The organism is Phenylobacterium sp. (assembly GCF_037189685.1).
GTDB lineage: Bacteria > Pseudomonadota > Alphaproteobacteria > Caulobacterales > Caulobacteraceae > Phenylobacterium.
The window spans coordinates 127,196-140,482 of sequence record NZ_JBBCIT010000007.1 but is presented as its reverse complement, the minus strand read 5'-3'; the positions used below and the strand labels follow the sequence as shown (position 1 = coordinate 140,482).

General features: G+C 70.4%; 12 protein-coding genes and 1 tRNA gene. 9 read left to right on the top strand and 4 right to left on the bottom strand.

Annotated features, from left to right (window positions below):
- Positions 1-2: 2 nt before the first annotated feature.
- Positions 3-941 carry a co-chaperone YbbN gene (locus WG212_RS04220; protein WP_337185817.1) on the bottom strand — a complete coding sequence of 313 codons (939 nt, stop codon included), beginning with the start codon at positions 939-941 and terminating at the stop codon, positions 3-5.
- Between the two features lie 70 nt (positions 942-1,011).
- Positions 1,012-1,533 carry a YbaK/EbsC family protein gene (locus WG212_RS04215; RefSeq protein WP_337185816.1) on the bottom strand — a complete coding sequence of 174 codons (522 nt, stop codon included), beginning with the start codon at positions 1,531-1,533 and terminating at the stop codon, positions 1,012-1,014.
- 201 nt (positions 1,534-1,734) lie between these two features.
- Here WG212_RS04215 and WG212_RS04210 point away from each other — a divergent pair, with 201 nt between their 5' ends.
- The 6 genes from WG212_RS04210 to WG212_RS04185 all read left to right on the top strand — a co-directional run bounded on the left by WG212_RS04210 (position 1,735) and on the right by WG212_RS04185 (position 8,067).
- The gene (locus tag WG212_RS04210) at positions 1,735-2,424 is read left to right on the top strand and encodes a PEPxxWA-CTERM sorting domain-containing protein (protein WP_337185815.1); all 690 of its coding nucleotides are present in this window, start codon (positions 1,735-1,737) and stop codon (positions 2,422-2,424) included.
- Positions 2,425-2,599: 175 nt separating this feature from the next.
- The gene (locus WG212_RS04205) at positions 2,600-3,352 is read left to right on the top strand and encodes a DUF6065 family protein (RefSeq protein ID WP_337185814.1); all 753 of its coding nucleotides are present in this window, start codon (positions 2,600-2,602) and stop codon (positions 3,350-3,352) included.
- 104 nt (positions 3,353-3,456) lie between these two features.
- Positions 3,457-3,531 (top strand) — tRNA-Gly (locus tag WG212_RS04200).
- A gap of 207 nt (positions 3,532-3,738) precedes the next feature.
- Complete coding sequence (locus WG212_RS04195) at positions 3,739-4,788, top strand: hypothetical protein (protein WP_337185813.1); 1,050 nt, start codon at positions 3,739-3,741, stop codon at positions 4,786-4,788.
- A complete protein-coding gene (locus WG212_RS04190; protein ID WP_337185812.1) occupies positions 4,775-5,593 on the top strand; it encodes a hypothetical protein in 819 nt (272 codons plus the stop codon). Before WG212_RS04195 ends, WG212_RS04190 begins: the two co-directional genes overlap by 14 nt.
- Positions 5,594-5,700: 107 nt before the next feature.
- Complete coding sequence (locus WG212_RS04185) at positions 5,701-8,067, top strand: DNA translocase FtsK 4TM domain-containing protein (protein WP_337185811.1); 2,367 nt, start codon at positions 5,701-5,703, stop codon at positions 8,065-8,067.
- 118 nt (positions 8,068-8,185) lie between these two features.
- On the opposite strand, the gene WG212_RS04180 is transcribed toward WG212_RS04185, so the two are convergent.
- Positions 8,186-8,875 (bottom strand): hypothetical protein, encoded by a 690-nt coding sequence (locus tag WG212_RS04180; RefSeq protein ID WP_337185810.1) that lies wholly within the window; start codon positions 8,873-8,875, stop codon positions 8,186-8,188.
- 145 nt (positions 8,876-9,020) lie between these two features.
- Between WG212_RS04180 and WG212_RS04175 the strand changes: the two genes are divergently transcribed.
- The 3 genes from WG212_RS04175 (at position 9,021) to nth (ending at position 11,404) form a co-directional block, all read left to right on the top strand.
- The gene (locus tag WG212_RS04175; RefSeq protein WP_337185809.1) at positions 9,021-9,656 is read left to right on the top strand and encodes an outer-membrane lipoprotein carrier protein LolA; all 636 of its coding nucleotides are present in this window, start codon (positions 9,021-9,023) and stop codon (positions 9,654-9,656) included.
- A gap of 256 nt (positions 9,657-9,912) precedes the next feature.
- Positions 9,913-10,719: an exodeoxyribonuclease III gene (locus WG212_RS04170; protein ID WP_337185808.1), complete on the top strand. Its 807-nt coding sequence runs from the start codon at positions 9,913-9,915 to the stop codon at positions 10,717-10,719.
- 7 nt (positions 10,720-10,726) lie between these two features.
- A complete protein-coding gene (gene nth, locus WG212_RS04165) occupies positions 10,727-11,404 on the top strand; it encodes an endonuclease III (RefSeq protein ID WP_337185807.1) in 678 nt (225 codons plus the stop codon).
- A gap of 72 nt (positions 11,405-11,476) precedes the next feature.
- On the opposite strand, the gene WG212_RS04160 is transcribed toward nth, so the two are convergent.
- On the bottom strand, positions 11,477-13,282 hold the full coding sequence (locus WG212_RS04160) for an oligopeptide:H+ symporter (RefSeq protein WP_337185806.1): 1,806 nt from the start codon (positions 13,280-13,282) through the stop codon (positions 11,477-11,479).
- Positions 13,283-13,287: the final 5 nt, after the last annotated feature.

Here is a 13,287-nt window from a genome sequence, read left to right as displayed (position 1 = left end):
GCCTAGCTGAACAGGATCGCCGACAGCTTGCGGCGCCCCTGCTTGGCCACGTCCGACACCGGGCCAGCCGCCTCGAACACGGTCAGGAGCTGCTTTCGCGCCGCCTGATCGTTCCACTCGCGGTCGCGGCCGATGCTGTCGATGAGCTGGTCGACCGCCTCCATCATCCGGCCCGACGCGGCCAGCGCCGTGGCGTATTCCAGTCGCGCCTCATGGTCGTCGGGGTCTGCGGCGAGGCGGCGTTCGAACTCGGCGGTCTCGGACGGCGCCTCGGCGGCCAGGGCGAGGGCCGCGCGCACGGCGTCGATGTCGGGGTCCTTGGCGCCCTCGGGCGCCATCTCGAGCACCTCGGCGGCACGCTCGAGGTCGCCGGCCTGCTGGTAGAGGCGGGCCATCCCGCCGATGGCCTTCACATTGCCGGGATCCATCTGAAGCGCCTGGGCGTAGGCCTGGGCCGCGCCGCCCATGTCGCCCAGCTCCAGCGACTCCCGGGCCATGTCGAGCAGTTCGTCAACCGGCGAGGCGCCGGCGCCCTGCTTGGCCAGGCCATCCACGAACTGCTTCACCTGGCTGTCGGGCAGCGCGCCCATGAAACCGTCGACGGGGCGGCCGTCCACGAAGGCGAACACGGCCGGGATCGACTGCACGCGGAGCTGACCGGCGTAGGCGGGGTTGCGGTCGATATCCACCTTGACCAGCTTCACCGCGCCCTTCGCCGCGGTGACCGCCTTCTCCAGGGCGGGGCCCAGCTGGCGGCACGGTCCGCACCAGGGCGCCCAGAAATCCACGATCACCGGCTGGGTCTTCGACGCCTCGACCACGTCGGCCATGAAGGTCGCGTCGGTCGCGTCCTTGATCAGGTCGGCGGGATCGGGCCGGCCGGCCGGCTGGCCCGGGTTCTGGCCCGGATTCTGGCCTTGAATGTCGCCGATCAGGGTCATGCCCGCAGATTCCTTGTCCGATGGGTTCTCAACGTCGAGGCCCCCAAGATGGTCGCAATGCAGCCGGTCTTCAACGCGCCGGCGCCTCTTCGATCACGGCCATAGCCTCGAAATCCACCACCAGGGGCCGGACGTCCAGCGCCGACAGGAAGCCCCGGAAGCCGTCGCGCGTCACCGTCGTGGTCGCCGTGTTCGTCAGGGGATGGAAGTTCACGCGGTCGGCCTCGGCCAGGGTGCGGTCCAGGACGAAGCGCACGCGGCGCCCGACGTCGTTGATCAGGCCGAAGGCCGTGACCGACCCCGGCGTGACGCCCAGCGTCTCGAACATGAGCTCAGGGCTGCCGAACGAGAGGCGCGCCGAGCCGATCACGACGTGCAGGCGCTTCAGGTCGATGCGGGCGTGCCCCTCGGCGGAGATCAGCCAGAGCTGGCCCTTCGCATCCTTGAGGAACAGGTTCTTGGTGTGCGCGCCGGGAATTCGCGTCTTGATGTCCTCGCCCTCTCCCACCGTGAACACGGCCGGATGCTCGAACGTCCCGTGCGCGACGCCCAGGCGGTCGAGGAAGGCTTCCAGGTCGGGGCGCGTCTTCATGCGCCTGCGATAGCCGAGCCTGGCCACGGGCTGAAGACTCTCTCGCGACAGTTGCGGCGACGACGTTCAAAGAACATGATTTTTCTGCACTTTCGTCGAATACACGCCTGAGAGGCGAGGCGATTCGCCGCAGGAACAAAGTTAATGTATGGTTCCCGACGATGGGTCCGGAGTGGGCCCGCCGACTTTTCGGGGTGCAATATGAACAAGTTTCTAGCCGCGGCGTCCGTCGCCGCACTGGTGGTCGGGGCGGCGTCCTCGGCCAACGCCGTTGTCGTGATCACCACCGCTACCACCGCGGACGATCTGCTTGGCACCAGCCTTCTGCCTGGCCAGGTGATCCTCGAGGATTTCGACGCCATCAGCGACGCCAATGTGCTGTATGTCGGCAACGTCGTCACGACGACGCCCGACCCGATCACCAATTCCGCGCCCCCGCCCTGGTCGGGCGGCACCACCGTGGGCGGCGCCACGGTCCCGGTGGACGACACCAACTACGCCTCCGTGCAGGGCGGCACGACCGCCACGTTCTCGGCCCTGAACGGCTTCGCCTTCACGTCGTTCAGCTTCTACATGGGCTCGCCCGACGAGTATAACGAAGTGACCTTCAACTTCGTGGGCGGCGGCAGCCAGGTTTTCAGCGGCAATTCGATCTGGGGCGGCTCCCCCGCCGGCGACGGTGACCGCACCGCCGGCTATCGGATCTTCTACGACTTTGAAGGCAAGAAGGTGTCTTCGATCACGTTCGCCTCCAGCCAGGACGCGTTCGAGTTCGACGGTCTCGCCGGCTCGCTCGGCGTGGTTCCCGAACCCGCCACCTGGGCTATGATGATCATGGGCTTCGGCGCCGCTGGCACCATGCTCCGTTCGCGTCGCCGGGTGCTCGCCTAGGTTCGACGCTGCGGCGCCGGCGACGGCGTTGCGATGACACGAAGGCCCCGGCTGCGCCCGCAGCCGGGGCTTTTTCGTATCGCGCTCTCCCCCGCACTGGACGTCGGGCGAAACGGGAGCTTAAGGGTCGGGCGTCGAGCGCAACCCGCCGAGAGCCCCGAGCCAGCGAGAACCCATGGAACTGGAGTGCTATCCCACCGTCTCGCGCGACGTGACCCCGCCCGAGATCGTCCCTGGCCGCCCGCAGCGCGCCTGGATGGACAGCTTCATGGCGCGGCACCCCTATCGGTGCCTGCCGCTCAACATGGCCAACTCGTCCGGCTGGGAGCTCCTGTGCCCCGTCGCGTTCACCGCCGAATGGAACGGCGGCCTGATGCAGGAGGACATCAAGCTCACGCCCGACCGGCCCCACCCTCACTTCCACCACTATGTCTCCAGTCACTTCAGCCACGGCGTGGTGACGTTCCATGCGGGCTACATGTTCCGCACGCCCCCGGGGTGGTCGATGTGGGTCATGGGCGCGCCCAATCAGGTCAAGGACGGCATCCAGCCGCTGTCGGGCGTGGTCGAAACCGACTGGCTGCCCTTTCCCTTCACCATGAACTGGCTCTTCACGCGGCCAGGCCGGGTGCGGTTCGAGAAGGGCGAGCCCTTCTGCTTCATCAGCCTGCTGCAGGACCACACCCTGCACGAGATCCAGCCGGTGATCCGCCAGCTCGATTCCAACCCCGAGCTGCGCCACCAGTACGACGTCTGGGAGAAGCACCGCAGCGAGTTCAACAAGAAGATCTTCCGCGGTGATCCCGAGGCCACCAAGGAGGCCTGGCAGCGCTACTACTTCAAGGGCGAGTTCCCCGAGGAAGCCGGGGCGCCGAACCCGGAAGGACACGTCAACAAGCGCCGGCTGAAGGCCCCGAAATTCCGCTGAGGATTCTCCGCCCGGGACCGTTCGCAAACCCAGTTGCAAACCCAGGGGCGGTCTGCCATAAGGCCGCCTCTCGCAATCGGGACCGGCCACGGACCCGTCGGAGCGCGGGCGTAGCTCAGGGGTAGAGCACAACCTTGCCAAGGTTGGGGTCGGGCGTTCGAATCGCCTCGCCCGCTCCAAATTCGAGACATCCGGTGTCAAGGTGACGCTGCGTCCAGCGGACGCGGGATGGTCCTTGCGTCCAGCGGACGCGGGATCATCACTTTCGGCGTCCAGCGGACGCGGGGCGGCTTGCCGCTTTGCTGGGCCGCTCATCGTCCTGCCACCAAAGCGTAGCGGCGCCGTCATGCGACCCGGCTAAGGGACGGGCGAAAGGGGCCGCCCGCATGATCCATCCGACACTCGCGCCCAGCCGGCTGCCGGCCGCGGCGCGCGCCCTGCGCATCCTGTTCATCGCCAAGCATGCGCGATGGGACGGGGGCCTGCATCCGCAGGATGGCAACCACGCCCTCTATCACCGCGAGATGCGGCTGACCCTGGAGGAGATCGGCGTGAACCTCGCCCTCGCCGACCACGACAGCGCCCTGTTCGAGGATCCCCTGGCGGACTTCGTCTTCCCCCTGCTGAACCGGGGCGGGTTCCTCAACTCGGAGATGCTGCTGCCGCTCCTGTGCGGACGCCTGGGCCTGCCGTACCTGGGCGCGAGCCCGATCCTGCGCGGGCTGGCCGACGACAAGCACCTGGCCAAGCGCGTGGCCGTGGCCCACGGCGTGCCGACCGCGCCCTGGGCGATCTATCGCCGCGGCGCACCGCTCGACCCGGGCGCATGCCCCCGCGCCGACCGCTATGTGGTCAAGCCCAACGCCTCGTCCGCGAGCTGGGGAGTCGGCGACGCCGTCGACTGGCCCGGCGTACGGGCCGCCGTGCTGCGCCTGCACGACGAAGGCCACGACGCCCTGGTCGAGCCGTTCATGCCCGGCCACGACATCGAGGTTCCGGTCATTACATCGGGGGGCGCTCCCGCGCTGCTGCCTGTTCAGATCGTGGAACAGGCCGACCCCGAGGCGCTGCGGACCTACGCCGAGAAGCGCAGCCTGGCGTCCGGGCGGGCCGGAGGGCCCACCGCGGAACCGGCCTATGAGATCGGCCCCCTGGCGGACGGCGATACGCGCCGGATCGTGGAAGCCCGGGCGCAGCGGATGCTGGCCGAGTTCGGGCCGTTCGACTACGGCCGCTTCGAGTTCCGGACCGACGTGCGGACGGGAGAGATCCAGTTCCTGGAGGTCAACCTCAACTGCAACCTCTGGTCCCGGAAGACCATCGCCCTGGCGGCCGGCCAGATCGGCTGGAGCCACCGCGACCTGATCGAGACCATCCTGACCGAGAGCCTCTCCCGCCAGGGGCTGCTGGCCCGGACCTTCCATGTCGCGGCCTGAACCGACGTCGGAGACGCGGTTCACCGCCATCCTGCTGGCCGGCCAGCGCGCGGGCGTCGTCGACACCCTGGCCGCGGCGGCCGGCGTTCCCAACAAGAGCCTGGCGCCCATCTGCGGCGCGCCGCTGGTGGCGCACGCCGCGGCGGCGCTGCAGGCCACTCCCGGCCTGGCGCGGCTGAAGGTGGTGGCCGAGCCGGCGAACCTGGGCGCCGTGATGGGCGTGCTGGGTCGTGGCCCCGCGCCGGTGGAAGCGGTCGTCGCGGCGGGCAACCTGGCGGACAGCGTCCACGCCGCCGCGGCGGGGGTGGAAGGGCCCATCGTCATCACCACGTCCGACAACGTCCTGCTCACCCCTGGCGCGGTGCTGGAGATCCTGACGGCCCTGTCCCGGGGCGCCGATGTGGCCGTAGCGCTGGCGGCCGAGGCGGCGGTGAGGGCGGCGCATCCGGACGGCCAGCGGCGGTTCTACCGCTTCGCCGACGGAGCCTGGTCGAACTGCAACCTCTACGCCCTCAGCGGCCCGGCGGCGGCGCGGGCGGCCGAGAGCTTCCGGAGCGGCGGGCAGTTCGCCAAGAAGCCGTTGCGGATGCTCCTCCACCTGGGTCCGGCCAACCTGGCGCTCATGCTGCTGGGCCGTCTCACGCTGCGCGGCGCGCTCGGGCGGCTGGGCCGGCGGTTCCGGCTGCGGATCGAACCCGTGATCCTGGCCGACGGCGCCCACGCCATCGACGTGGACAATGCAAGGACCTACGCCTGCGCCGAACAGCTTCTGAACCGGCGCGCCTCGGCTTCCGCCGCGGCCTGAAGGGGTTCCCGGGACGCCTGCACCCTTCCGCCAAATCACGGTAAACGCGCGATTAACGGTCCCTGCCGCAAACAGGGCCCTCGACATCGTCTCGGAGGCCTTTGGGCATGGCGCGCGCGGCGCGGAAAACCGGCGGGGAGCTCGTCTTCCACATCGCGCGGCTGATCTGGGACCATCCGGCGGCGGCGCGGCTGCGGGGCGGCCTCGTGGCGGCGGCCGGCGTCGTGCTCGCAGTGGCGTTCGCGACCTACAATCCCGCCGATCCCAGCCTGAACGCCTCGGGTCCCGCCGCGCCGACCAACGCCCTGGGCGGAGCCGGCGCGGTCCTGGCGGACGCCGGCATCCAGTCGCTGGGCCTGGCCGCGGCCCTGGCGGCGCTGCTGCTGGTGGTGTGCGGCCTGGCCCGGGTGACCGATCCCGAGCCCGAGACGGCGCGACTGCGCCTGAGATTGCGCGCCGGGCTGGGCGCCCTGGGGCTGCTGGCCGTGGCCGCCGCCCTGGCCTGGGCGCCGATCCCCGCCGGCTGGCCGCTGGCCAAGGGCCTGGGCGGCTTCTGGGGCGACGGCCTGTTCACCGGGCTGGCGGGCCTGATCGCCTATGCGCGCATTCCGGCGGCCGCGCCGGTCGCCGGCGTGGCCTTCGCCGTCGCCGGCCTTCTGGCGTTCGGCTACGGCCTGGGCCTGTCGCGCCTGGATCTCCGCCGGATGGCGGACGGCCTGGGCCACGCGCTCACGCCCCGACCCAAGCTCAAGGCCCAGGCGCCCGAGCCCAAGCCGGCCCGCGTGGCCCGCCGGGGCCGGGGCGAGGCGCCGGCCGTTCCCGAGGCCGCCCCGGACGATCCCGTCCCGGGGTCCGCCCCGATCGCGGCCTCGGCAGCCGACGCGCCGGCGCCGCTGGTCAAGGCTCCCAAGCCGGCGCCCAAGGAGAGCGCGCGCGAGCAGAAGGAGGCGCAGGCCACATTCGCCTTCGCCCAGGACGGCGGATTCCAGCTTCCGGAACTGTCGATGCTGTCCAAGGCGCCGGCGCGGGCCGCCCAGTTCGACGAAGGCGCGCTGCGCCAGAACGCCCAGCTCCTGGAGAGCGTGCTGGCCGAGTTCGGCGTCCGCGGCCAGGTGGACCAGATCCGCCCCGGCCCCGTGGTCACCCTGTACGAGCTGGTGCCCGCCGCCGGCGTGAAGTCGGCCCGCGTGGTGGCCCTGGCCGACGACATCGCGCGCTCCATGAGCGTGGCCTCGGCCCGCGTCTCGGTGGTGCCGGGCCGCAACGCCATCGGCATCGAACTGCCCAACCAGCGGCGCGAGACCGTCTACCTGCGCGAATTGCTGGCCTCGGGCGAGTACGAGCGCGGCAGCCAGGTGGTGCCCGTGGTGCTGGGCGAGACCATCGGCGGCGAACCCTATGTGGCCGACCTGGCCAAGATGCCCCACCTGCTGATCGCCGGGACGACCGGCTCGGGCAAGTCGGTGGGCGTCAACGCCATGATCCTGTCGATCCTGTACCGCTTGCCGCCCGACCAGTGCCGGCTGATCATGATCGACCCCAAGATGCTGGAACTGTCGGTCTACGACGGCATCCCGCACCTGCTGGCGCCCGTCGTCACCGACCCGAAGAAGGCCATCGTCGCGCTCAAGTGGACCGTGCGCGAGATGGAGGACCGCTATCGCCGCATGTCCAAGATCGGCGTGCGCAACATCGCGAGCTTCAACGAGCGCGCCCGCGAGGCGCTGGCCAAGGGCGAGCACTTCGAGCGGACGGTCCAGACCGGCTTCGACGAGGCCGGCCGCGCCACCTACGAGAGCGAGAAGATCCGGCCAGAGCCGATGCCCTACCTCGTCGTCATCATCGACGAGGTGGCCGACCTGATGATGGTGGCCGGCAAGGACATCGAGGGCGCCGTCCAGCGGCTGGCCCAGATGGCGCGCGCGGCGGGCATCCACCTGATCATGGCCACCCAGCGGCCGTCGGTGGACGTGATCACCGGCACCATCAAGGCCAACTTCCCGACCCGGATCAGCTTCCAGGTCACCTCCAAGATCGACAGCCGCACCATCCTGGGCGAGCAGGGCGCCGAACAGCTCCTGGGCCAGGGCGACATGCTCTACATGGCCGGCGGCGGCCGCATCACCCGCCTGCACGGCCCCTTCGTCAGCGACGGCGAGGTCGAGGCGGTGGCCCGGTTCCTGCGCGACCAGGGCCAGCCCGCCTATCTGGAGGAGGTGACGGCCGGCGGCGACGAAGACGGGGAAGAGGGCGACCCGGGTTTCGGCGGGGAATCCGAGAGCAACGACCTCTACGACCGGGCCGTGGCCGTGGTGACCCGCGACGGCAAGGCCTCGACCAGCTACATCCAGCGCCGCTTGCAGATCGGCTACAACCGCGCCGCCTCGCTGATGGAGCGGATGGAGCAGGAGGGCGTCGTCGGTCCCGCCAACCATGCCGGCAAGCGCGAGATCCTGGTGAGCGCGGCGCCCTGACCGCAGCGGGCGTGCGCCAGCGCCCGGCCGCTGCGGCCAGGGGAGCACGTCGGACGGCGCCAGCGGGAACCAGGCTTGAACGCCGCGCGTAGGCGTCTCCCGCCGCAGCGCGACGGCCTCAGCGGCGGGGCGGGCCGGTGGATCGGACGCCGCCTGGCCGGAAGCCGGGGGAGAGGCCCGGAAGGCCCGATCCGTCGGGCGGGCGGGGCGACAGGGTGAGGGCCGCGGTCCCACCCGAGAGTCGGGCGCGCAGCGCGCCGCCGGAAGACGGCTGGGCCGAAGGCGATCGGGGCGAAGGCGGCGGCGCGGCGACCGACACGGACGTCGGCGGCCCGGACGGAGCGCCGACCCGGTCGAGCAGCTCGCGCAGGCCCGGAAGCTCGGCGGCCTGCGGCGTCAGCGTCCCGGCGTCGTCGGCGACGCGCGCCAGGGTGCGCAGCAGGATGGGCAGGCTGACGCGCTCGGCCTCGCGGTCCCGGTCGCGCTCGTCATAGGTGATCCGCTCGGGCGGCTCAGGAGAGTCCGGCGGCTCGGGCCGGTCCAGCGCCTCGGGGCGCTCCGTCCCAGGCTCGCGCCGGGCGGCTTCCGCCAGGGCCGACGGGGACGGCGGGGGCAGCCGCCCCTCGCGCCGCACCCGCATCGCGAGCGCGATGGCCAGCCGGACCGAGGCGAAGCTGCGGTTGAAGGCCTCGAACAGCCGGAGCCTGCGATCCAGGTCGCCCTCGGCCTCGGCCGCGCGCGCAAACCCCATCCCGAGACCGAACGCGGCCTCACGCATGGCGTCGAGCTGGCGGGTCTCTGCAGACATGAGAACAAATATAGAACATCTAGCATGTGACGTCAAGACCGAGGCGCCGCCGCTCGGGTCACGCGGTCCAGGGCCGAAGAACGTGGGACCAGCCAAATTGCCGCCGTTCTGGCGCGGTACAGGTTCGGCGAGCTACGGAGTCCGCATGAGACCGACACGACGCCACATAGCCCTTGCCCTCGCCGCCGCGCCCTTCGCCGGCCCTGCCGCCGCCCAGACCGGCCTCGCCCCCGCCGACAAGGCGCTGGTGGACCGCGCGGTGGCTTATCTGGAGGGCCTCAGCGAAGCCAAGGCGCGCTTCGTGCAGACCGACGCCCGCGGCCGCCTGACCACCGGCCAGCTCTTCATGAAACGTCCCGGCCAGGCCCGGTTCGCCTACGATCCGCCGTCGGGCCTGCTGGTGGTTTCGGACGGCCGGGTGGTCTCGGTGCAGGACAAGCGCCTGAAGACCTTCGACCAGTATCCGCTCTCGGCCACGCCCCTGTCGCTGTTCCTGGCCCGCACGATCCGCCTGGACCGGGGCGTCACGATCACCCGGGTGGCGCGCGCCGCGGACGGCTTCTCCATCACCGCCCGCGACGGGAAGAAGGAAACCGCCGGCCAGATCACCCTGACCTTCACCGACAATCCCCTTGCGCTTGCAGGCTGGGCGGTTACTGATGCTCAAGGACGACCTACGCGTGTGCAACTCCAGGGTCTGGAGCGCGCCTCGGGCCTGGATCGGTCGCTGTTCGTTCTGAAAGATCCCCGCCCGAAGGCTCCTGGACGCGGAAAAGTCTGACGCGCGCGTCGAAAGTGCGCCTTTTCAGACACACGCAAGCTTTACCGATAAAGTCCTTTGACATTTTGTCATACTGTGGCGATATTATCACTACGTCGTCGGCGCACGGTTGCGCTGGCGGGTCCGTGCCGGAACCTATCCCCTCCCGGCGGCGGCATGAGAGACGACTAACGACCCGGACGCTTTGCCGCGTCCGGGTCTTCTTTTGCCCCCATTTGCCTTTCCACACGGCGGCCGGCATCCGGTAAGACATCGCATGCGCCTTCGAATCTGCACGTGGAACGTGAACTCGGTCCGGCTACGCGCCGAGCAGGCCGCCCGGTTCGTCGCCGAACAGGCCCCCGACGTCCTGTGCCTGCAGGAGATCAAGTGCCGCGAGGGCGAATTCCCCGTGAACGCCTTCAAGGAGATGGGCCTGCCCCACCTGAAGATCGCCGGCCAGAAGGGCTGGCACGGGGTGGCCATCGCCTCGCGCCTGCCCCTGGAGGACGCCCGGCCCCTGGACGTCTGCCGCGAGAAGCACGCCCGCTGCGTCGGCGCGACGGTGGCGGGCGTCGAGATCCACAACTTCTACATCCCGGCCGGCGGCGACCTGCCCGACCGCGAGCTGAACCCCAAGTTCGACCACAAGCTGGACTTCTACGAGAAGTTGACGGCCGACCTAGCGCAGCGCGATCCCAGGGCGCCGCTGGCCATCGTCGGCGACCTGAACGTGGCGCCGGGCGAGTTCGACGTCTGGAACCACAGATACATGTCGAAGGTGGTGAGCCACACGCCGGTGGAGGTGGAGGCCTTCCGGGCGATGGAGGCCGCGGGCCAGCTCACCGACCTGACCCGCTCGACCACCCCGGAACCCGAGAAGCTGGCGTCGTGGTGGAGCTACCGGGCCGCCGACTTCCGCCAGTCGAACCGCGGCCTGCGCCTGGACCACATCCTGGTCAGCCCCGGCCTGCGCGACGCCGCCTGGCGCCTGGGCGCGCCGGCCAGCCGGGTCCACGACGACGTGCGCGCGTGGGCGCGGCCGTCCGACCACGCGCCGGTCAGCGCCGACCTGGTGCTCTGAGGCGCCCGTGCCGGTCCGCAAGACGCCCGTCCGGAAACGACTCAAGCCGGCCGAACAGGCCCGGATCGCCGAACTGTTCGACCGCTTCGAGCGCGAGGAGACCGATCCGCGCACCGAGCTGGACTACGACAGCCCCTACACCCTGGTGGTCGCGGTCGCCCTCTCGGCCCAGGCGACCGACGTGTCGGTGAACAAGGCGACGGCGAGGCTGTTCTCGGTGGCCGACACCCCCGACAAGATGCTGGCGCTGGGCGAGGCGGGCCTGAAACCCTTCATCTCGTCGATCGGCCTCTACAACATGAAGGCCAGGAACGTGATCCGGATGGCCGAGATCCTGCTGGCCGACTACGGCGGCGAGGTTCCGATGGTGCGCGAGCAGCTCCAGGCGCTGCCGGGCGTGGGCCGCAAGACGGCCTCGGTGGTGCTGAACGAGCTGCGGATCGAGCCGGCCATCGCCGTCGACACCCACGTCTTCCGCGTCTCGCACCGCCTGGGCCTGTCCACGGGCAAGACCCCCGACAAGGTGGAGGCCGACCTGATGGCGGTGGTCCCCGAGCCCTATCTGACCCGCGCGCACCACTGGCTGATCCTGCACGGCCGCTATACCTGCGTCGCGCGCCGGCCCAAATGCGAGGCCTGCCTGGTCGCCGATCTCTGCCCCAGCCGGCACCTGTTCGTCCATTGAACGGACGCGGACGGGCGGGCGCCCGGAACCGCCTCCGCATCCCTCCCCGTCACGCCCGGCGCGCGCCCCGGATCAGAGCTTCGCGGCCTGGCGTTCGCCATCCAGGGTGGGGGCCGGCGGATCCTCGGCCGGCGTCGCGCCGTCGGCGCCGTGGGCCCAGTGCTTGATCAGGAAGCTGAGCGCCACGAACGCCACGCCGCAGCCGACCCCGGCCCAGCCCAGCTTGTTGAAGCCGTCCATCGAGGTGGCGAAGGCCGCCGCGGCGTCCAGCACCTGGCCGCCCACCGTCTCGGTCCCCATCGCGCCGGCGATCAGGCCCCCCACGTACTGGGCGATGGACGAGGCCAGGAACCAGACCGCCATCATGAACGAGACCACCTTGGCGACGCTGAGCTTGGTGATCTGCGACAGGCCGACCGGCGAGAGGAACAGTTCGCCCGTGGTGTGCAGCAGGTAGAGCAGCGCCAGCATGAACAGCGGCATCCGGTAGTCGACCGCCAGGCCCTGGCCCCACACCACCACCAGGAAGCCCAGCCCCACCTGGATCAGGCCCAGGCCGAAGGTCAGGGTCGGGTTCAGGCTGCGCCCACGCCGGCCCAGCCACGCCCACATGGCCGCGAAGATCGGCGCGAAGATCAGGATGAAGCCCGCGTTGAACGACTGGGTCTGGCCGGCGGTGACCGGCCCCAGGTCGACGTTGCGCGCCGCGAACAGGTTGAGCGAGGTGCCGGCCTGCTCGAACAGGGTGAAGAAGACCACCGAGCCGAAGATCAGCACCAGCGCCAGCAACATCCGCTCGCGCTCGACCTTGTCGATGGTGGTCAGGAACCAGACGATGAACCCCAGGGCGGCAAGGGTGGAGGCGATCAGCGCCACGCCCACGATGTCGTTCCGCTGGACCAGGAACCAGACGGGGATCACGCCCAGCAGGCCGCCCAGGTAGATCAGGCTCTCCCGGCTGAGCGGTCCGGCGACCCTGGCCTTCAGCAACTCGGGATCCGGCGGCTCGCCCTTGCCCTCCAGCAGCGGCTTGCCGAGGATGAAGACGACGAGGCCGGCCGCCATGCCGAGGCCGGCCAGGCCGAAGCCCGCCCACCAGCCGAACTCCAGCCCCAGCCAGGCGCAGAGCACCGAGGCCCAGAAGGCCCCCAGGTTGATGCCGTAATAGTAGAGGGTGAAGCCCGAATCCCGCCGCGGGTCGCCCTGGGGATAGAGCTGGCCGACGATGGTGGAGATGTTGGGCTTCAGGAAGCCGACGCCCATGATGATGAGCGAGACGGCCAGATAGAAGGCGTTCTGGCCCAGGGGGTCGATCTGCTTCGTCAGCTCGTACTCGCCGGCGGGCAGTTCGGCCGGCAGGGGCGCGTCGGCCGGCAGGCCCTTGATCGCCAGGCCGCCCGCGGACGTGGCGGCGAACTCGTAGGGCTGGTCGGCGACCATCAGCCGGACCTGGCGCGCCTCCATCCGGCCCTCGACGGCGACCGGATAGCTCTGGCCCGCGTAGACCAGGGTCTGTTTCGTCGGTGCGCCCTCGACCGCCATCGTGAGATGCCCCGCCACCAGCAGGATGGCGCCGAAGGCGACGGCCTTGCGGGTGCCCAGGTAGCGGTCGGCGAGCAGGCCCCCGATCAGCGGGAGGAGATACACGAGCGAGGTGTAGGAGCCGTACTGCGCGCCGGCCTTGCCGTCGTCGAACAGCAGGTGCTGGGTCAGGTAGAAGATCAGGATGCCGCGCATCCCGTAGTAGGAGAACCGCTCCCACATCTCGGCGAAGAAGAGGATGATCAGGCCGCGCGGGTGGTTGCGCAGCAGTTGCATGAGCACGGGCGCGCCGGTGACGAGCGTCACCACGAGGCCGATGAGAAAGATCGTCGGCATGTCGA